Source organism: Ostreiculturibacter nitratireducens, assembly GCF_032670585.1.
GTDB lineage: Bacteria > Pseudomonadota > Alphaproteobacteria > Rhodobacterales > Rhodobacteraceae > Ostreiculturibacter > Ostreiculturibacter nitratireducens.
In genome coordinates, this window is record NZ_JAVQHL010000004.1 from 51,309 (window position 1) to 69,247 (window position 17,939).

The window sequence follows — 17,939 nt, forward strand, 5'->3', positions numbered from 1 at the left end:
GTTATGGCATTTCAAAACCCGTGCCTAGCGCCATGACCCTGATCAACTGCGCACGACCCAGTCCGGCTTTCTCTTGTCGAAGAAGGCCTCGACTCCTTCCGCCGCCTCCGGGCTGTCCCAGCGCCGGACAAGAGCGGCGATAGTCTCCGCGATGACCGCCTCGTCGATCCTCGGGCCGAGTTTCCGGGCCAGCGCCTTGGCCTCCGCCACCGCGCCCGGCGCGCAGGACAGATAGGGCGCGACCTCCTCCTCCACGGCTGCGTCCAGCTCCTCCGGCGAAACGGCGCGCGCCAGAAGGCCGAGCCGCACCGCCTCTTCCGCGGCGAAGAGCCGCGCCGACATGAAGACGCGACGCGACATCGCTTCCCCCATCCGCGCGATCACGTAGGGCCCGATCGTCGCGGGGATGAGGCCGAGCCGCGTTTCCGTCAGTGCGAACCGCGCGCCTTCGGCACCGACGGCCACGTCGCAGACGCTAAGAAGCCCGATGCCGCCGCCGAAGGCATTGCCATGGATCCTGCCGACCACGGGTTTCGGGATGGTGTTGAGCGCGTTCAGCATCATGGCGAGCGCCGTCGCCTCCCGACCCCTCGTCGAGGCGTCCGCATTGATCTGCGCCCGCATCCAGCCAAGATCGGCGCCTGCGCAGAAACTCTGCCCGGCGCCCTGAAGCGCGATCACACGGACGGCGGGATCCTTTCCGAGCCGCGCGGCCGCCTGCGTGAGTTCCGCGATCATCGCCCCAGACATGGCGTTGTGCTTCTCGGGCCTGTTCAGCGTCAGCCGCACGACGCCGCGATCGTCCGACTCTATGGATATCGTCTCGTACATCCCGCCCTCTTCTCTGTCCTGGATTGCTAGCGGCGCATTGCGCGCGCCATCTCCGCCGCCTCCGCCACGACGGCGAGGTCGAGCCCCGTGTCGTAGCCGAGTTCCTCGAGACGCGCCGCGACCTTTTCCGTCGCGACGTTCCCGGCCGCCCCCGGCGCGTAGGGGCAGCCACCAAGCCCGCCGACCGCCGCGTCGAAGACCCTGAGGCCAAGGTCAAGCGAGGCTTCGATGTTCTGAACCGCCAGCCCGCCCGTGTCGTGGTAATGCCCCGCAAGCCGGTCCGCGGGCAGTTCCCTGAGCACCGCCTCCAGCATGGCGCGGATCGTTTCGGGCGTTGCCTTCCCGATCGTGTCGCCGAGGCTGACCTCATGGCAGCCCATCTCCGCCAGCGCCGCCGCGACGCGCGCGACGGCCCCGGGTGACACGCGCCCCTCATAGGGGCAATCCGTCACGACCGAGACATACCCCCTGACGCGCACCCCGTCCGCCTTCGCCGCCTCCATCAACGGTGCGAAGCGTTCGAGGCTTTCCGCGATGGAACAGTTCAGGTTCGCGCGCGAAAACCCTTCCGTCGCCGCGGCAAAAACTGCGACCTCGTCGGCCCGCGCCGCCCGCGCCGCTTCATATCCCTTCAGGTTCGGCGTCAGCGCCGAATAGATCACGCCCTCCGCCCGATCGATGCCGGCTAGGACCTCCGCCGCGTCCGCCATCTGCGGCACCCATTTCGGGCTCACGAAGCTCGTCACCTCGATCCTCCGAAAGCCCGCGCGGCTGAGCGTGTTCACAAGCACGATCTTTTCCGCTGCCGGGATCAGCCGCTTCTCGTTCTGAAGGCCATCACGCGGCCCGACCTCGAAAATCTCGACGCGCTCAGCCATGCTTCTCCTCCTCCGGCGCGGGATAGAACTCCCGTAGGTAGATCTGTGCAGGGCCGTCCTTCTCCAGCGCCCGCTGCAGGGCGGGCCTGTCCGCGAGCCGAAGGAGCCAGTTCTCGATCCCCGGCAACGCGTCGAAGGGCACGAACCGCCGCCCGATCATCGCGCCATAGCTCACCGCGATGTCCGCGGCGGAAAACCCCGAGCCGAGGAGGTAATCCCCCGCCATTCTCGTCTCGACGGCCTTCAGCGTCCGCTCAAGCCGTTTCGCCTCGAGCCGCATGAGCGTGGGCGAACGCATCCAGTCCTCCCTGAGCACGATGTGCTGTTGCGTCAGGTTCGCCACATGCACCGCGACCGTCTCGGCGAAGTGGATCCATTCAAGCCACTCCGGCCGCTCTTCCGGCGCTCCCAGAAGCCTGCCTTTCCGCTCGCAGAGATACTGCACGATCGCCCCCGACTCGATCATCGACCGCCCGTCGATCTCGATCGCGGGCACCCGCCCAGCGGGCGAGAGCGACGCGAAGGGATCCGACCTGAGCGACTTGTCGAAGAAAGAATGCAGGACAAGCTCGTAGGGCGGCCCCAGTTCCTCCAAAAGCCACAGGACCCGGAAGGACCGCGCCTGCGGCACGTGATGGAGCCGGATCATGTCTCCTCCTCCATCCGCACCAGCGCCGCACCGGCCTCGACCTGCGCCCCAGCCTCGGCGAGAACCTCGGCCACCGTCCCGTCCCTCGCGGCGGTCAGCGTGTGCTCCATCTTCATCGCCTCGAGGATCGCGAGCCGCTCGCCCGCCGCGACCGTCTGACCCGGCTTGACGAAGACCGCCTTCACCAGCCCCGGCATCGGCGCGAGCGTCAGCCCCCCGGCAGCGGCCCCCGCAGCCGCCCGGTCCAGCGGATCGGGGAGCGCGAACTCCCACGTTCCGGCGCCGAAGACCGTGACGCGGCCGGGCGCGACCAGAAGCCGTCCCGGCGCCCGCGTTCCGTCGATCCACCAGTCCCCCCCGCGCCACTCCGCCACGAGGCGCTCGTCACCAAGCGATACTTCCACCCGGTCGGGAGCCTTAAGGGAAAGCGTCGCCGGGATCTCCTCCTCCCCGAGCCGCATATCCACCCGCCGCGCGAGCGGCGACCAGAGCGCGAAGCCGGCAAGCCCACCGCCCGGCCGCGCGAAGCCCCCCGCGCCCAGCGCGGCGAGCGCCTTGACAGAAAGCGGGCACTCCGCAGCGGCCGTGAGCGAAGGAAGATCGCGGGCGATGAGCCCGGTATCGACGTCCCCGGCTGCGAAGCCAACGTGGCGGGCGAGCGCGCCGAGGAAGGCGAGGTTCGTGACCGATCCCGCCACCTCCGTCTCGGCCAGTGACCGCGCCAGCCGCCTCAGCGCCACCGCGCGGGTCGGCCCATGCACGATGACCTTGGCGATCATCGGGTCGTACCAGGGGCTGATCGTGTCCCCGGCCCTGACGCCCGTATCCGCCCGCACGCCCTCCGGGAAACGCAGGTGTGACAGCGTCCCTGTCGCGGGCAGGAACCCCGCGGGAACGTCCTCGGCGTAAAGCCGCGCCTCGAAGGCATGGCCCCGGATCGAAAGCTGTTCCTGCCGCGCGGGCAAGGGCTCGCCCGCCGCCACGCGCAGTTGCCATTCCACGAGATCCACCCCCGTGATCGCCTCCGTCACCGGATGCTCGACCTGAAGGCGGGTGTTCATCTCCATGAACCAGAACCGGTCCGGGCGGAGACCGCCGGAGGCGTCCACGATGAACTCCACCGTCCCCGCGCCTGAATAGCCGATCGCTTCCGCCGCCCGCACGGCCGCCTGGCCCATCGCGGCGCGCATCTCTTCCGTCATGCCGGGCGCGGGCGCTTCCTCGATCACTTTCTGGTGCCGGCGCTGCAAGGAACAGTCACGTTCGAACAGGTGCACGGCGCGGGCTCCGTCGCCGAAGACCTGCACCTCGATATGCCGGGGCTTCTCAACGAATTTCTCGATCAGCACGGCAGGGTTCCCGAACGCCCCCTGCGCCTCGCGCTGAGCCGAGGCCAAGGCCTCGGCGAATTCCCCGGGCGCCGCGACCCGCCGCATCCCCTTGCCGCCCCCGCCCGCGACCGCCTTGATCAGGACCGGGTAGCCGATCGCGTCCGCCGCCCCGGAAAGGTGCTCCGGGTCCTGGTTCGCGCCGTGATAGCCCGGCACGACTGGGACGCCCGCCTTCTCCATCAGGGCCTTGGCCGCGTCCTTGAGGCCCATCGCCCGGATCGCCGGAGCCGATGGCCCGATGAACACGAGCCCCGCCGCCTCGACCGCCTCGACGAACTCCGGGTTCTCCGACAGGAAGCCATAGCCCGGATGGATCGCCTCGGCCCCCGTTTCACGCGCCGCCGCGATGATGGCGTCGGCCTTCAGATAGCTGTCGGCCGGTGCCGCGCCGCCGATATGCACCGCCTCGTCGGCCTCCGCCACGTGCCGCGCCGCGCGGTCCGCGTCGGAATAGACGGCCACGGTCGCCACACCCATCCGGCGGGCGGTGTCGATCACCCGGCAGGCGATCTCGCCCCGGTTCGCGATCAGGATCTTGTGGAACATGCTACGCCCAGTTTCTTCGCTGCATCGAGGATGTGGCGCACAGCCGCGTCGCTGAACGCCACGAGGATCACTTCAGAGACGTCGGACCTGGACGCGAGAGCCTTCGACACGGTCCGGACCGCGATCTCAGCAGCCCGGTCGGCCGGAAAGCCGTAGACTCCGGTCGAGATCGCGGGGAAGGCGATCGTCCGGCAGCCGAGGTCTTCGGCAAGCGCGAGAGAATTCCGGTAGCAGGAGGCGAGAAGCGCCTCCTCGCCCCTGCCGCCCCCGTGCCAGACCGGTCCGACCGTGTGGATGACGTGCCGCGCCGGAAGGTCGTAGCCCTTCGTCGCCTTGGCCTCCCCCGTCTCGCAGCCGCCAAGCGTCCGGCATTCCGCCAGAAGCTCCGGCCCCGCCGCGCGGTGGATCGCGCCGTCCACGCCACCCCCGCCAAGAAGGGTCTTGTTCGCCGCGTTGACGATGGCGTCGACGTCGAGCGTCGTGATGTCGCCCTTCCAGACGGCGATGCCCTTTGCCGCTTCCGTTTCGCTCATGCCTCCGCCTCCCCTCCCGTCACGCGCACCATGACGACCGCCGCCCGCCGCCATAGGCACGGGCGTTCCCGCCGTCTATCATGGTCTGGCGCACATCCCGGCCATCGACGTAGAGGCCCACCAGTGCCCGCCCGTAGCGGTCGGTTCCCGTCCGCACTGTGCGCACCTCATCCGCGGTCCAGAGAGCCCAGCGCAGCTGCCATTTCGCCTGCCAGGCCCGCCAGAGTTCCGACGGGCAGGACGGGCTGAAGAGTTCAGGCGTATCGAATCCGGTAAGACGCGCGCGCTCCGCGCCCCTCGTCGGGCACCAGAGGCTCACCGTGTCGCCGTCGATCACCTGGACGACGCGGCAATTGTCAGCGTCATCGACGGACGGACGCGCAATGCCCCTGACGGCGTCCGCCAGCGACGGAAGCGCCACGAGCCCAGCTGCGGCAGCGACAATGACGAGCCGGAGACGCGCCGCCGGGTCCGCGATCCTCCGACGGCTGCGCATCGGCGGAAGCCCCAAGTTCCTGCGCTGCGGGCGCCGGTAGTCACGGCCGAAACGCACCACGCTGTTCCTGCGACGCACCATCGCTCACATCCTGAAGACGCCGAAACGCGTCTCGGCTATGGGCGCGTTCAGCGCCGCGCTCAGGGACAGCGCCAGCACCTCGCGGGTCCTCCTCGGGTCGATGATCCCGTCGTCCCAAAGCCGCGCGGAGGCATAGAGCGGATCGGACTGGCGCTCGAACATCTCGATCGTCGGGCGCTTGAACTCGGCCTCCTCCTCGGCGCTCCAGCTGCCGCCCGCGCGTTCGATGCCCTCGCGCTTCACGGTCGCGAGCACGCCTGCCGCCTGCTCGCCGCCCATGACGGAGATCCGGGAATTGGGCCAGGTCCAGAGGAAGCGCGGCGAGTAGGCCCGCCCCGCCATGCCGTAGTTCCCCGCTCCGAACGAGCCGCCGACGATCATCGTGACCTTCGGCACCGAGGTCGTGGCGACGGCCGTCACCATTTTCGCCCCGTGCCGCGCGATGCCCTCGTTCTCGTATTTCCGGCCGACCATGAAGCCCGTGATGTTCTGCAGGAACACCAGGGGAATGCCGCGCTGAGAGCACAGCTCGACGAAATGCGCCCCCTTCACGGCGGCCTCGGAGAACAGGACCCCATTGTTGGCGACGATCCCCACCGGGCACCCCATCACATGGGCGAAGCCCGTCACCAGCGTTTCGCCGAAGCGCGGCTTGAACTCGTCGAAGCGCGAACCGTCCACGACGCGCGCGATCACCTCGCGGATGTCGTAAGGCGTGCGCAGGTCGGCCGGGACGACGCCGAGAATCTCCTCGGGGTCATAGGCCGGGTCCTCCGGGCTCGCCCAGACCACCGTCTCGGGCTTCCGGCGGTTCAGCGACCCGACCGCGCGCCGTGCCAGCGCCAGCGCATGCGCGTCGTCCTCGGCAAGGTAATCCGCAACGCCCGACAGCCGCGTATGCACGTCCCCGCCGCCGAGATCCTCGGCCGAAACGACCTCCCCCGTCGCGGCCTTCACCAAGGGCGGGCCGGCGAGGAAGATGGTGCCCTGTTCCTTCACGATGATCGTGACGTCCGACATGGCAGGCACGTAGGCCCCGCCCGCCGTGCAAGAGCCCATCACCACCGCGATCTGGGGGATTCCCTTCGCGCTCATCCGCGCCTGATTGTAGAAGATGCGCCCGAAATGGTCGCGGTCGGGGAAGACCTCATCCTGGTTCGGCAGGTTCGCGCCCCCCGAGTCCACCAGATAGACGCAGGGCAAATGGCATTCTTCCGCGATCTCCTGCGCGCGGAGATGCTTCTTCACCGTCATCGGGTAGTAGGTCCCGCCCTTCACGGTCGCGTCATTGCAGACGACCATGACCTCCTGCCCCATCACGCGGCCGACCCCGGCGATCAGCCCCGCGCAGGGGGCCGCGTGGTCGTACATCGCGTGCGCCGCCGTCGCGCCCACCTCGAGGAACGGCGAACCGGGATCGAGGAGGTTTGCCACACGCTCCCGCGGCGGCATCTTCCCGCGTGCGACGTGCCGCGCGAGGGCCTTCTCGCCCCCTCCGGCCGACGCGAGCGCCGCGGCCTCGGCCACGCGCGCAAGGGCCGCCTCGTGCGCGGCGCGGTTGGCACGAAAGGCATCCGACGTCGGAAGCGCCTGGGAAATCAGTTTCATCGCCGCCCTCCTCAGGACAGGGTCAGGAACAAGTCGACCGCGCGCCCCGCGGTCAGGTCGCGCCGGCAGCGCCACAGGATCGCGTTCCGCAGCTCGGGATCGACCCGAAGCCGCGCGGGCGCTGCGCATTCCTCCTCGCGCCGCGCAAGCCAGTCCCGCTGCTCCGCCTCCGCTTCGGGGGTGCGTTCGACATCGGTCCAGAGCCGGTCCACCAGTTCCTGCCAGCCGTGATATTCCCCCTCCAGGCACGCCGGCACTGCAATCGCCGGTGCAGCGTCGGTCGCGGCAAGACAGGCCCGCGTTTCCCGGCCGAGGCAACGGGCGAGCATCTCGGCCCGGCCAAAGCCCTTCGATACCTGCAGACAGATCTCCACCCGGTCGGCCATCCCGGCCGCCAGCGCCGGGGGCGCAGCAATGAGCGCGGCGGCGGCCAGATGCAGCCCTCGCCTCACCCCATGGCCCCCATGAGCTCACGCCCCACGAGCATGCGCCGGATCTCGGAGGTGCCCGCGCCGATCTCCATGAGCTTGGCGTCCCGGAAGAGGCGCGAGACCGTGGAGTCGTTCAGGAATCCGGCGCCGCCCAGCGCCTGCACCGCCTGGTGCGCCTGCACCATCGCCTGTTCCGAACAATACAGCACGCAGGCCGCCGCGTCCTGGCGCGTCACCTCGCCCCGGTCGCAGGCCTTCGCCACCTCGTAGACATAGGCCCGCGCGGTGTTCATCGCCGTGTACATGTCGGCGATCTTGCCCTGCATCAGCTGGAAATTCCCGATCGGCTGCCCGAACTGCCTGCGTTCGGCCACGTATGGCATCACCTCGTCGAGACAGGCCGCCATGATCCCCGTGCCGATCCCCGACAGCACCACGCGTTCATAGTCGAGCCCCGACATCAGGACCCGGACACCCCGGCCTTCTTCTCCCAGGACGTTTTCGAACGGAACCTCGCAGTCCTCGAAGATCAGCTCGCCCGTGTTCGATCCCCGCATCCCGAGCTTGTCGAAATGCGGCCCCTGCCGGAACCCCTTGAAGCCCTTCTCGACCAGGAAGGCGGTGATCCCCTTCGATCCCGCCTCCGGGTCGGTCTTGGCATAGACCACCAGCGTGTCGGCATCCGGCCCGTTGGTGATCCAGTATTTCGAGCCGTTCAGAACGTAGTACCCGTTCCGCTTCTCGGCCCGCAGCCTCATCCCCACGACGTCCGATCCGGCGCCCGTCTCGGACATGGCCAACGCACCGACATGTTCGCCGGAAATCAGCTTCGGCAGGTACTTCGCCTTCTGTGCGTCGTTGCCGTTTAGCTTGATCTGGTTCACGCAGAGGTTCGAGTGCGCACCGTAGGACAGCGAGACCGAGGCCGAGGCCCGCGCGATCTCCTCCGTCGCGACGACATGGGCAAGATAGCCCATGCCCGCGCCGCCCAGCCCCTCCGGCACGGTGATGCCCAGAAGCCCGAGATCCCCCATCTCGCGCCACAGTTCGTGCGGGAAGACGTTGTCCCGGTCGATCCCGGCGGCAAGCGGTTTCAGCCGCTCCTGCGCCCAGCGGTGCACGTGGTCGCGCAGCGCCTCGACATCCTCGCCCAGATCGAACCTCATCGATGCGGTGAACATCTCCGTCTCCGATTTATTGAACGTTTGTTCATTTAATGCGGCAGGAAACGAGTCGCGTCAAGCGAAACGCGCGCCAGGGCCCGGAGTTCACAATCCGGGGATCGGCACCGCACTGCCTTGAAGGCGATCCGGACGCTTCCCTATTCTCCCGACCGATACTGACTGGGTGAATATCCCCGAGGCAGGCGGGCCTTGCACCTGCCCCGCCGCTCGGCGATGGTCGCCCGTCATCCGAACACCCAAGGCGCGTGCGCCAATAGCCACAGGACCGATCAACGCATGAAACCCGCAGCCCTCGGCCTCGCCGCCCTCCTCCTCGCCACGCCGGCGCTGGCCTTCGACCCCGCCGCGATGAGCGAATCCGAACGCGAGGCGTTCCGCGCGGAGGTCCGCGCCTACCTGCTCGAGAACCCGGAGGTTCTGATGGAGGCGATTTCCGCGCTCGAGGCGAAGCAGGCCGAGGCGCAAATCGCAGAGGATGCGAACCTCATTCTCGCCAATGCCGCCGATATCTACGACGACGGCTGGAGCTGGGTCGGCGGCAACCCGGAGGGCAACATCACGATCGTCGAGTTCGTCGACTACCGCTGCGGCTACTGCAGGAAGGCGCACCCGGACGTACAGGCGCTGGTCGATGGCGACGACGACATCCGCTACGTCATCAAGGAATTCCCGATCCTCGGCGACCAGTCCGTGATCGCGTCCCGTTTCGCGATCGCGACGCTCCGCGTTGCGGGCGAGGATGCCTACAAGAAGGTCCACGACGGCTTTTACGAAGACTTCCGCGGCGACGTCACCGTCGACACGCTTAGTGCCTTCGCCGAAGACCTCGGCCTCGACACGGATGCGATCCTTGCCGCGATGGACGCGCCCGAAGTGACTAAGATCATCGAAGAAAACCACCTCCTCGCGCAGCGGCTGAAGATCTCGGGCACGCCCACCTTCGTCCTCGGCGACCAGATGGTGCGCGGCTACGTGCCGCTCGACGCGATGCAGTCCATCGTCGCCGAGGTTCGTGGCTGACGCCTGAGAAGGCTGGACAGCGGCCTCCCCTAAGGGCTAGCTCAGCGCGTGCAGTACGCGAGGGGAGGCGCATATGGACCTGAACGAAACGGCCGCGATCGTCACCGGCGGCGCCTCCGGACTGGGCGCCGCGACGGCCCGCGCGCTGCGCGACGCGGGCGCTCTTGTCACCATCTTCGACCGGGACGAGGTGCGGGGCACCGCCTACGCGGCCAAGATCGGCGCCGATTTCGCCCAGGTCGACGTGACCAACGAAACCTCCGTCGCGTCCGCCATCTCGGCCGCCGTCGCGCGGATGGGCCGCATCAACGCGCTCGTGAACTGCGCCGGCATCGCCACGGCGGAACGCACGCTCGGCCGCCACGGGCCGCACACGCTCGAAACCTTCCGCCGCACGATCGACGTGAACCTCGTCGGCAGCTTCAACGTGATCCGCCTCGCCGCCGCCGAGATGGCGAAGAACGAGGGGGAGGAGAAAGGCGTGATCGTCAACACGGCCTCCGTCGCCGCGTTCGATGGCCAGAAGGGTCAGGCTGCCTATGCCGCCTCCAAGGCCGGGATCGCCGGGATGACGCTTCCGTTGGCGCGCGACCTCGCCAGCATGGGGATCCGCGTCTGCGCGATCGCGCCGGGGATCTTCCGGACGCCGATGCTCGAAAGCCTTTCGGATGAGGTCCAGGCGGCCCTGGCCGCTGACGTGACATTCCCGCACCGTCTCGGCGACCCTTCCGAATACGCGGCACTCGCCCGCTTCATCCTCGAATGCGGCTATCTGAATGGCGAGGTGATCCGCCTCGACGGCGCGCTCCGGATGCGCTGAGCCGTCACGCGCCCCAGCGGGCGAGAACTTCCGCCGGGTCCAGCGGCTCGACTTGCGAGGCCCCGGCGATCGTGCCGGGCGTCCGCGACAGGCGCGGCGCGGGGGCTGGCTGGACCATACCCTGGTGCTCCACATAGGTCCCGCGCGCCGCGTTGTGCGGATGCGTCGGCGCCTCGGCGATGGTCAGGACCGGCGCCGCGCAGGCGTCGCTCCCGTCGAAGACCGCCGTCCATTCATCCCGTGTCCGCACGGCGAAGCGTTGTGCCAACATGTCCCGCAGTGCCGGCCAGTTCGCCCGGTCAGCGCGGTCAGGCAATGCCGCCGGATCCAGACCGAGGCGTGACAGGAGTTCCGCCCAGAACTGCTGCTCGATCGCGCCGACGGCCATGTGCCCCCCGCACTTGCAGCGATAGACCGCGTAATAGGGTGCCGCTCCGTCGAGGATGTTGGACTCGCGCCGGTCCTGCCACTGCCCGGCCGCCGCCATCCCCCGGATCATCGCCATCAGGTGCGCGACCCCGTCGGTGATCGCGGCATCGACCACCTGCCCCTTCCCCGACCGCTGCGCCTCCAGCATGCCGCAGACGATGCCGAAGGCGAGGAATATGCCCCCGCCACCGAAATCGCCGAGAAGGTTCAGGGGCGCGACCGGCGTCTCCTCCGGCCCGATGGCGTGGAGCGCGCCTGTCAGCGCGATATAGCCGATGTCATGCCCTGCGGTCTTCGCCAGCGGCCCCTCCTGCCCCCAGCCAGTCATCCGGCCGTAGACAAGTCGCGGGTTCCCGGGGAAATCCTCGGGGCCGAACCCCAACCGCTCCATCGCGCCGGGCCGCATCCCCTCGATCAGCGCGTCGGCCTTCAGGATCAGCCGGCGCGCGACCTCGCGTCCTTCCGGCGCCTTCAGGTCCAGTTCGATGAAGCCTCGCCCCCGGTTCAGGATGTCGTAGTCGAGGCCCAGGAGGTGCCGCGCGCCGGGCCTCGCGATGCGGATGACCTCGGCCCCCATGTCCGCAAGCGTCATCGCCGCGAACGGTGTGGGGCCGAGCCCCGCGATTTCGACGACCCTGAGCCCCGCCAGCGGCCCGTTCATACGGCCGACTTCTCTTCGAGCGTCAGCCATTCCTCCTCCGCCGAGGCCAGAGCCGTCTGCCGCTCCGCGAGCGCCTCCGACGCCTTGCGGAACTTCTCCGGCGCCTTGGCGTAAAGCTCCGGATCGGACAGGAATTCTCCGAGCTTCGCGATCTCGGCCTCCAGTCTTTCGATCACACCGGGCAACGCCTCAAGGCGATGTTTCTCCGTGAACGTAAGCCCTTGTGCCGGTTTCTTCACATCGCGCGCGAACTCCGGCTTCGCTGCCGGCGCAGGCTTCGATGGCTTCTCCGGTTCCGCCCGCTCGCCCCGCTGCGCCCGGTAGTCGCTCCAGCCGCCGGCGTAGACGACTGCGCGCCCATCGCCTTCCATCGCAACCGTCGTCGTCGCAACTCGGTCGATGAAGTCCCGGTCGTGGCTGACCAGAAGCACGGTGCCTTCGTATTCGCCGAGGAGGTCCTGAAGGAGGTCCAGCGTCTCCACGTCCAGGTCGTTCGTCGGTTCGTCGAGAACAAGGAGGTTCGACTGCCGCGCCATGATCCGCGCGAGAAGCAGCCGCGCCCGCTCCCCGCCCGACAGCGATCCGACCGGCGCCCGCGCCTGCGCCTCGTCGAAGAGGAAATCCTTGAGGTAGGCCACGACGTGGCGTGGCTGGCCGCGCACCATGACCTGGTCCGACCGCCCCGAAACTCGCATCGAGGGGTCGTTCACGAGCCCGTCCCACAATGTCACTTCCGGGTTGAGCGTGGCACGCGCCTGATCGAAGACCGCGATCTCCAGGTTGGTGCCATGCCGCACCGTTCCAGTATCCGGCTCGATCTCTCCGGTCAGCATCTTCAGAAGCGTCGTCTTGCCGACGCCGTTCGGCCCGACGAAGGCCACGCGGTCACCGCGAAGCACCCGGAAGGAGAAGTCCTTCAGGATCAGCTTACCGTCGTAAGTCTTTGAAATACCGTTTGCTTCGATAACAAGCTTGCCGGAGGCCGGCCCCGCGTCCAGCGCCATTTCCGCCGTGCCCTGACGGCGGATCATCGCCGCGCGCTCGGCCCTGAGGGCCTGCAAAGCCCGTACACGCCCCTGGTTCCGCTTCCGCCGCGCGCTGATCCCTTCGACGGCCCAGCGGGCCTCGGCCTTGATCTTGCGCTCAAGCTTGTGGCGCGCGTCGTCCTCCTCGGCCCAGACCGTTTCGCGCCAGTCCTCGAAGCTCTCGAATCCCCTCTCCTGCCGCCGCACGACGCCCCGGTCGATCCAGAGCGTCGCCCGCGTCAGCGCGCGCAGGAAGGCGCGGTCGTGGCTGATGATGACATAGGCCGCCCGCGTGGACTTGAGCTGCTCCTCCAGCCAGCCGATCGCCTCGACGTCGAGGTGGTTCGTTGGCTCGTCGAGGAGCATCAGCTCCGGCGCCTCCGCGAGGAGCTTGGCCAGGGCCGCACGCCGCCTTTCGCCGCCCGAGGCCGTGGAGATCGGGGCCGAGGGGTCGAATTTCAGCCCTTCGGCCACCTGCGCGACACGGAACTCCTGCCCCTGCGGCAGGCCGGACGCGGCATAGTCGCCGAGCGTCTCGAACCGGCCCATGTCGGGCTCCTGCTCCATGTAGCCCACCGTCACGCCCGGCGGCACGACGCGCGTTCCCGCGTCGGGTTCGACGAGCCCCGCCATCACCTTCATCAGGGTGGACTTGCCGGAACCGTTCCGCCCCACCAGGGCGACACGGTCACCGCCCTGGATCACGAGGTCCAGACCCTCGAAAACGGGATTGCCCCCGAAGGTCAGGAAAAGTCCGGAAAGCTGAAGAAGTGGTGCGCGGGCCATGTGCGCGGAGCTACAGGGGCCAGCGCGGGCGGTCAATGGGGAGCCGCCGTCCGGTCGGGCTTCGAAGGAGCCCGACACCGTTGCCCTCACAAGCGAGCGCGACGCCAGCGGAATCAGGCGCGAATGCCGCCGCCCCGTGCCATCGCGGGCCCCGTCCCCGCTATTGCCCGCAACGCCCGCGCGCGCCCCGAAGGCACGGCCCTGATCTCAAGCCCCGTGAAGACATGCAGGGTCGCCATTTCCGTGTCCACCACCGCGTGGTCCGATACCCAGCCGCCCATCGTCAGGTATGTCCTGAGGAGCGGCGGCATGGCCTTCAGGGCGCGCTTGAGGTCCGGCCGGCGCCCACTCAGGTTGCGCGCGAAACGCACGACGTCCGGCGCCTTGACGCGCGGCAGCCAGCGCCTCGGCCCAAGATGGCGTTCCTTCAGCATCGCGAAGGCATCGACATAGACTTCGGCCTCCGTCCCGGCGAAGGACGAGCAGCCGAACAGCATCTCAATCCCCTCCTCGTCCACGAATCGCGTCGTAGCCGCCCAGGCCACACGAAGGATGTCGGGGTCGTGCCAATCGGGATGCAGGCAGAAGCGCCCCATCTCCGCCATCGGTCCGTCGAAGTCCAGAAGGCCGGAGAGATCGTAATATTGCGCCGCGTAGCTCCGCCCGATCTCCGCCCCGCGGGCCAGCGGCAGGAGCCGGAAGCAGGCGACCAGGGCGCCGGAGCGCGTCTCCTCGATCAGGACATGTCGGCAGAGCGGATCGAACGCGTCGGCATCCAAGCCGTCACGCCCGGCGGCCCCGTTGCCGGCCCGGAATGCGAGCCACCGCAAACGCTGGGCGCGCGCGATGTCCTCAGCGCCTTCCGCGAAGCGCGCGCCGAAACGGCAATTGTCGTATTCTCGCACCACCTGCACCCTTCGGCCGAAACCGCGACCCGCGCGGACGCCATCAGTCCAGGAACTGGCCGGCCGTGAAGTTGCCGATGTTGCCAAGCAGCTGACGGATGAAGCTGACGCCCTTGACGTTGCTGTCCGTCACCCGGCGCGACAGGACGACGACCTGCCCGGCCTCGAGACCGAAGCGCTCCACGTTCTCGACGACGCCCTCTTCGTCGAAGCTGATCGCGACGACCTCGCGGGTGATCTCCTCCGGCGGACGCCAGCCCGAGTGCTTCCAGCGGCTGCCGACGTAATACCATCCGGAAGTGTTCAGCACACCGGCCGAAGACGGCCGTCCGACCTTCTGGGCGACGCTTTCTCGATTGTCCTCGCCGACGACGACCAGCGCGAGGTCATCGTCCAGCGGTACGTATCCATGATTCCGGTAGGTCGCCGAGCACGCGGCCAGCAGGCCGAGCAGAAGCGCGATAGCGCCGAGGCGAATCCCGGAGAAGTACCTGCCCATGTCGTCCTCTTGCCTTGCTGGCTTTAGCCTCTTATCCGGCTTACAACATGCGCGTGCCATGCTTCAAGGAAGTAAACGCGCGGCACCATCGGCCGAAGGAGGACAGAATTGAGCCCCGGCACGCCCTACACCCATCCGATACGGACCTCTGAACTCTCTGGAAGAAAGCCGCAGAGGTTCTCGCTTTCTCCGGGCGCGGACGCCCGGCAGACCATTGCCGCCGAACTCGGCATCGATGCCGTCCGCAAGCTGACGTTCACGGGCGAACTCCGCCCGATGGGCCGGCACGACTGGGTTCTCGAAGCCGACCTCGGCGCGACGGTAGTGCAGCCCTGCGTCGTCACGCTTGCCCCCGTCACCACGCGGATCGACGACCGGGTGACCCGTCGCTACCTGTCCGAGATGCCCGAGCCCACGGGCGACGAGGTGGAGATGCCGGAGGACGAAACATCCGAGCAGCTTCCCGCGGTGATCGACCTCGGCGAGGTCATGGTAGAGGCTTTGGCACTCGCACTGCCGCTTTACCCGCGCGCGGAGGGGGCGGAGCTTTCCCAGACCGAGGCCGCCCCGCCGGGTGCCGAACCGATCGACGAATCCGCGCGCCGGCCCTTCGCGGGGCTCGCCGACCTCATGAAGAAGCAGCGCGACGAGGACTGAAAACCAAGAGCTTGGGAAGTGGCACAAAAGGACTTGCGCCCGCAAAGAATATGGCTATGTTCCCGGCCTCATTCACGCGGTGGCTTCGCACCCGGTGCCTTCTGGGCATGAGCGGCGAAACCCCAGGAAATTCAGGGCCTTGGCCCTCATAACCCCGAGGTTGAGACATGGCTGTCCCTCAGAACCGAGTCACGCGGTCCCGCCGCAACATGCGCCGTGCGCACGACGCTCTCGTCGCTTCGAACCCGGCAGAATGCCCGAATTGCGGCGAGCTGAAGCGCCCGCACCACGTCTGTGGCGCGTGCGGCCACTATGACGACCGTGAAGTCGTCGCGCAGGCCGCCGAGATCGACCTGGACGAAGACGCGGCATAACGCCCGTCTGCCCGGCCCGCGGCATGTCCTCTACGCTTGCTCAAGGCAGCAGGGACGACACCTCGCGGATGCAGGGGCCGATAACTCTTTCGATCGACGCCATGGGTGGCGATCGCGGGCCGGCGGCTGTTGCCGCCGGCATTATTGCGTCCGCAGCCGAGCTTCCTGATCTCCGGTTCGTCGTTCACGGGCCGGAAGCCGAGTTGTCGCGCCTTCTCGGGCGTCGAGGCGATATCGGCTCGCGCTGCGAGATCCGGCATTGCGACCGCGTCGTGACCATGGACGACAAGCCAAGCCAGGTCATGCGCCATGGCGAAGGCACCTCGATGTGGTCCGCGATCGAAAGCGTCCGGAACGGCGAGGCGCAGGCCGTGGTTTCCTGTGGAAACACGGGCGCGCTCATGGCGCTGTCGATGATCCGGCTCAGGAAACTTCCCGGCGTCAACCGTCCGGCGATCGCCTGCCTCTGGCCGTCGCGCAATCCCGCGGGCTTCAACGTGATGCTTGACGTGGGCGCCGACATCAAGGCCGACCCGAGGGACCTTTTGACCTACGCCATGATGGGGGCTTCCTATGCCCGCAACGGGCTCGGGCTGAACCGCCCCCGCATCGGCCTCCTGAACGTCGGGACCGAAGAGCACAAGGGCCGGTCGGAACTGCGCGAGGCGCAGGAGCTGATCGCCGCCGCGACGGAAGCCGGACAGTTCGACTACGTCGGCTTCGTGGAGGGCAGCGACCTCCCCTCCGCCCGCGTGGACGTGATCGTGACCGACGGGTTCACCGGCAACATCGCGCTCAAGACCGGGGAAGGCACGGCGAAGCTGATCGGGGATTTCCTCAAGGAAGCCTTTGCCGCCACCCCCCTGTCGCGCATCGCGTCGCTTCTTGCGCTGACCTCGCTGAAGCGTCTTCAGCGCCGTATCGATCCGCGCCGGGTCAACGGGGGCGTGTTCCTCGGCCTGAACGGCACGGTGGTCAAATCGCATGGCTCCGCCGACGCCACCGGCGTCGCGGCAGCCATCAAACTGGGATATCAACTCGCGCAGTCGAACTTCGGCGAACGTCTTGCCGCGCGGGTTGCCTCTGCCGGTCTCGCGGGGCAGGATGCCGCCGAGGGTGGAGCGAACAACGGGACTTCCGAATGACTATCCGTGCCGTGGTCCGGGGCGTCGGGCATTATCTGCCTGAACGCGTGGTGCCGAATGCCTGGTTCGAGGAGCGAGTGGACACCACCGACGAATGGATCGTGACCCGCACCGGCATCGAGCGGCGCCACTTCGCCGCGGAAAACGAAGCGACCTCCGATCTCGCCGTGAAGGCGGCTGAGGCGGCGCTGAAGGACGCGGGTATCGGGGCAGAGGGCGTTGACGCCATCATCGTCGCTACCTCGACTCCGGATTTCACCTTCCCCTCGGTCGCGACGATGGTTCAGGGCCGACTCGGACTGACCCACGGGTTCGCTTTCGACATGCAGGCCGTCTGCGCGGGCTTCGTCTATGCGCTGGCCAACGCGAACGCATTGATCGTTTCGGGCCAGGCTGGGCGCGTGCTGGTGATCGGGGCCGAAACCTTCAGCCGGATCCTCGACTTCGAGGATCGTGGGACCTGCGTGCTCTTCGGCGACGGCGCGGGCGCGGTGGTTCTGGAAGCGGATGAGGCGGCCGGCACGACCTCCGACCGCGGGATCCTCGCCACCGACCTGCATTCGGACGGGCGCCACCGGGAACTTCTCTATGTTGACGGCGGCGTTTCGACGACGGGCACGTCCGGGCGCCTGCGCATGCAGGGCAACGCGGTGTTCCGTCACGCGGTCGAGAAGCTCGCGAACACTGCGCACACGGCGCTGGACAAGGCGGGGCTGTCGGGCGCGGACGTGGACTGGATCGTCCCGCACCAGGCCAATCTCCGGATCATCACCGCCACGGCGCAGCGCATGCAGGTGCCGATGGAGAAGGTCGTCGTCACGGTTCAGGACCATGGCAACACCTCGGCGGCCTCCATCCCGCTGGCCCTTTCGGTCGGCAAGGAACGCGGCCAGATCAAGACCGGCGACCTGATCGTGACGGAGGCGATCGGCGGCGGTCTCGCATGGGGTTCCGTCGTTCTTCGCTGGTAACGCGCGCCGCTTGGCCGGA

General features: G+C 68.2%; 19 protein-coding genes. 6 read left to right on the top strand and 13 right to left on the bottom strand.

Going from position 1 to position 17,939, the window contains the following annotated elements; translation table 11 throughout:
* Window positions 1–42: 42 nt before the first annotated feature.
* The 9 genes from ABCN56_RS17040 to ABCN56_RS17080 are packed head-to-tail and all read right to left on the bottom strand — an operon-like array spanning window position 43 to window position 8,625.
* The gene (locus ABCN56_RS17040) at window positions 43–831 is read right to left on the bottom strand and encodes a crotonase/enoyl-CoA hydratase family protein (RefSeq protein ID WP_343082034.1); all 789 of its coding nucleotides are present in this window, start codon (window positions 829–831) and stop codon (window positions 43–45) included.
* 26 nt (window positions 832–857) lie between these two features.
* Window positions 858–1,709, bottom strand: a complete 852-nt coding sequence (locus ABCN56_RS17045) for a hydroxymethylglutaryl-CoA lyase (RefSeq protein ID WP_343082035.1) — start codon at window positions 1,707–1,709, stop codon at window positions 858–860.
* A complete protein-coding gene (locus ABCN56_RS17050) occupies window positions 1,702–2,358 on the bottom strand; it encodes a glutathione S-transferase family protein (protein ID WP_343082036.1) in 657 nt (218 codons plus the stop codon). The genes ABCN56_RS17045 and ABCN56_RS17050 overlap by 8 nt, the downstream gene beginning before the upstream one ends.
* The gene (locus ABCN56_RS17055; RefSeq protein WP_343082037.1) at window positions 2,355–4,295 is read right to left on the bottom strand and encodes an acetyl/propionyl/methylcrotonyl-CoA carboxylase subunit alpha; all 1,941 of its coding nucleotides are present in this window, start codon (window positions 4,293–4,295) and stop codon (window positions 2,355–2,357) included. Before ABCN56_RS17055 ends, ABCN56_RS17050 begins: the two co-directional genes overlap by 4 nt.
* Entirely contained in the window at window positions 4,277–4,828 is a 552-nt protein-coding gene (locus tag ABCN56_RS17060; RefSeq protein WP_343082038.1) for an O-acetyl-ADP-ribose deacetylase, read from the bottom strand. The genes ABCN56_RS17055 and ABCN56_RS17060 overlap by 19 nt, the downstream gene beginning before the upstream one ends.
* A 19-nt stretch (window positions 4,829–4,847) precedes the next feature.
* Window positions 4,848–5,405, bottom strand: coding sequence for a thermonuclease family protein (locus ABCN56_RS17065; RefSeq protein WP_343082039.1), 558 nt, complete (start codon window positions 5,403–5,405; stop codon window positions 4,848–4,850).
* A gap of 3 nt (window positions 5,406–5,408) precedes the next feature.
* Window positions 5,409–7,013, bottom strand: coding sequence for a carboxyl transferase domain-containing protein (locus ABCN56_RS17070; RefSeq protein ID WP_343082040.1), 1,605 nt, complete (start codon window positions 7,011–7,013; stop codon window positions 5,409–5,411).
* Between the two features lie 11 nt (window positions 7,014–7,024).
* Complete coding sequence (locus ABCN56_RS17075) at window positions 7,025–7,465, bottom strand: lysozyme inhibitor LprI family protein (RefSeq protein WP_343082041.1); 441 nt, start codon at window positions 7,463–7,465, stop codon at window positions 7,025–7,027.
* Entirely contained in the window at window positions 7,462–8,625 is a 1,164-nt protein-coding gene (locus ABCN56_RS17080) for an isovaleryl-CoA dehydrogenase (protein ID WP_343082042.1), read from the bottom strand. The genes ABCN56_RS17075 and ABCN56_RS17080 overlap by 4 nt, the downstream gene beginning before the upstream one ends.
* Before the next feature lie 279 nt (window positions 8,626–8,904).
* Between ABCN56_RS17080 and ABCN56_RS17085 the strand changes: the two genes are divergently transcribed.
* A complete protein-coding gene (locus ABCN56_RS17085) occupies window positions 8,905–9,648 on the top strand; it encodes a DsbA family protein (RefSeq protein ID WP_343082043.1) in 744 nt (247 codons plus the stop codon).
* A 73-nt stretch (window positions 9,649–9,721) separates the two neighbouring features.
* Window positions 9,722–10,468, top strand: coding sequence for an SDR family NAD(P)-dependent oxidoreductase (locus ABCN56_RS17090; protein ID WP_343082044.1), 747 nt, complete (start codon window positions 9,722–9,724; stop codon window positions 10,466–10,468).
* A 4-nt stretch (window positions 10,469–10,472) separates the two neighbouring features.
* On the opposite strand, the gene ABCN56_RS17095 is transcribed toward ABCN56_RS17090, so the two are convergent.
* The 4 genes from ABCN56_RS17095 to ABCN56_RS17110 form a co-directional block, all read right to left on the bottom strand.
* Window positions 10,473–11,558 (bottom strand): CaiB/BaiF CoA transferase family protein, encoded by a 1,086-nt coding sequence (locus ABCN56_RS17095; protein WP_343082045.1) that lies wholly within the window; start codon window positions 11,556–11,558, stop codon window positions 10,473–10,475.
* On the bottom strand, window positions 11,555–13,369 hold the full coding sequence (locus ABCN56_RS17100; RefSeq protein WP_343082046.1) for an ABC-F family ATP-binding cassette domain-containing protein: 1,815 nt from the start codon (window positions 13,367–13,369) through the stop codon (window positions 11,555–11,557). Before ABCN56_RS17100 ends, ABCN56_RS17095 begins: the two co-directional genes overlap by 4 nt.
* A 113-nt stretch (window positions 13,370–13,482) precedes the next feature.
* Window positions 13,483–14,274: a GNAT family N-acetyltransferase gene (locus tag ABCN56_RS17105; RefSeq protein ID WP_343082352.1), complete on the bottom strand. Its 792-nt coding sequence runs from the start codon at window positions 14,272–14,274 to the stop codon at window positions 13,483–13,485.
* Window positions 14,275–14,317: 43 nt separating this feature from the next.
* A complete protein-coding gene (locus ABCN56_RS17110) occupies window positions 14,318–14,773 on the bottom strand; it encodes an outer membrane protein assembly factor BamE (protein WP_343082047.1) in 456 nt (151 codons plus the stop codon).
* A 108-nt stretch (window positions 14,774–14,881) separates the two neighbouring features.
* On the opposite strand from ABCN56_RS17110, the gene ABCN56_RS17115 reads away from it, so the two are divergent.
* The 4 genes from ABCN56_RS17115 (at window position 14,882) to ABCN56_RS17130 (ending at window position 17,920) form a co-directional block, all read left to right on the top strand.
* A complete protein-coding gene (locus ABCN56_RS17115; RefSeq protein WP_343082048.1) occupies window positions 14,882–15,430 on the top strand; it encodes a YceD family protein in 549 nt (182 codons plus the stop codon).
* A 167-nt stretch (window positions 15,431–15,597) separates the two neighbouring features.
* Complete coding sequence (rpmF, locus tag ABCN56_RS17120; protein ID WP_343082049.1) at window positions 15,598–15,804, top strand: 50S ribosomal protein L32; 207 nt, start codon at window positions 15,598–15,600, stop codon at window positions 15,802–15,804.
* Window positions 15,805–15,872: 68 nt separating this feature from the next.
* On the top strand, window positions 15,873–16,949 hold the full coding sequence (gene plsX, locus ABCN56_RS17125; RefSeq protein ID WP_343082050.1) for a phosphate acyltransferase PlsX: 1,077 nt from the start codon (window positions 15,873–15,875) through the stop codon (window positions 16,947–16,949).
* Complete coding sequence (locus ABCN56_RS17130; RefSeq protein ID WP_343082051.1) at window positions 16,946–17,920, top strand: beta-ketoacyl-ACP synthase III; 975 nt, start codon at window positions 16,946–16,948, stop codon at window positions 17,918–17,920. The genes plsX and ABCN56_RS17130 overlap by 4 nt, the downstream gene beginning before the upstream one ends.
* The last annotated feature ends 19 nt before the right edge of the window (window positions 17,921–17,939 follow it).

Bases quoted from the DNA above. Each gene is read 5' to 3' on its own strand.
- ABCN56_RS17040 (WP_343082034.1), bottom strand. From the start codon at position 831: ATGTACGAGACGATATCCATAGAGTCGGACGATCGCGGCGTCGTGCGG.
- ABCN56_RS17045 (WP_343082035.1), bottom strand. From the start codon at position 1,709: ATGGCTGAGCGCGTCGAGATTTTCGAGGTCGGGCCGCGTGATGGCCTT.
- ABCN56_RS17050 (WP_343082036.1), bottom strand. From the start codon at position 2,358: ATGATCCGGCTCCATCACGTGCCGCAGGCGCGGTCCTTCCGGGTCCTG.
- ABCN56_RS17055 (WP_343082037.1), bottom strand. From the start codon at position 4,295: ATGTTCCACAAGATCCTGATCGCGAACCGGGGCGAGATCGCCTGCCGG.
- ABCN56_RS17060 (WP_343082038.1), bottom strand. From the start codon at position 4,828: ATGAGCGAAACGGAAGCGGCAAAGGGCATCGCCGTCTGGAAGGGCGAC.
- ABCN56_RS17065 (WP_343082039.1), bottom strand. From the start codon at position 5,405: ATGGTGCGTCGCAGGAACAGCGTGGTGCGTTTCGGCCGTGACTACCGG.
- ABCN56_RS17070 (WP_343082040.1), bottom strand. From the start codon at position 7,013: ATGAAACTGATTTCCCAGGCGCTTCCGACGTCGGATGCCTTTCGTGCC.
- ABCN56_RS17080 (WP_343082042.1), bottom strand. From the start codon at position 8,625: ATGTTCACCGCATCGATGAGGTTCGATCTGGGCGAGGATGTCGAGGCG.
- ABCN56_RS17085 (WP_343082043.1), top strand. From the start codon at position 8,905: ATGAAACCCGCAGCCCTCGGCCTCGCCGCCCTCCTCCTCGCCACGCCG.
- ABCN56_RS17090 (WP_343082044.1), top strand. From the start codon at position 9,722: ATGGACCTGAACGAAACGGCCGCGATCGTCACCGGCGGCGCCTCCGGA.
- ABCN56_RS17095 (WP_343082045.1), bottom strand. From the start codon at position 11,558: ATGAACGGGCCGCTGGCGGGGCTCAGGGTCGTCGAAATCGCGGGGCTC.
- ABCN56_RS17100 (WP_343082046.1), bottom strand. From the start codon at position 13,369: ATGGCCCGCGCACCACTTCTTCAGCTTTCCGGACTTTTCCTGACCTTC.
- ABCN56_RS17110 (WP_343082047.1), bottom strand. From the start codon at position 14,773: ATGGGCAGGTACTTCTCCGGGATTCGCCTCGGCGCTATCGCGCTTCTG.
- rpmF (WP_343082049.1), top strand. From the start codon at position 15,598: ATGGCTGTCCCTCAGAACCGAGTCACGCGGTCCCGCCGCAACATGCGC.
- plsX (WP_343082050.1), top strand. From the start codon at position 15,873: ATGCAGGGGCCGATAACTCTTTCGATCGACGCCATGGGTGGCGATCGC.
- ABCN56_RS17130 (WP_343082051.1), top strand. From the start codon at position 16,946: ATGACTATCCGTGCCGTGGTCCGGGGCGTCGGGCATTATCTGCCTGAA.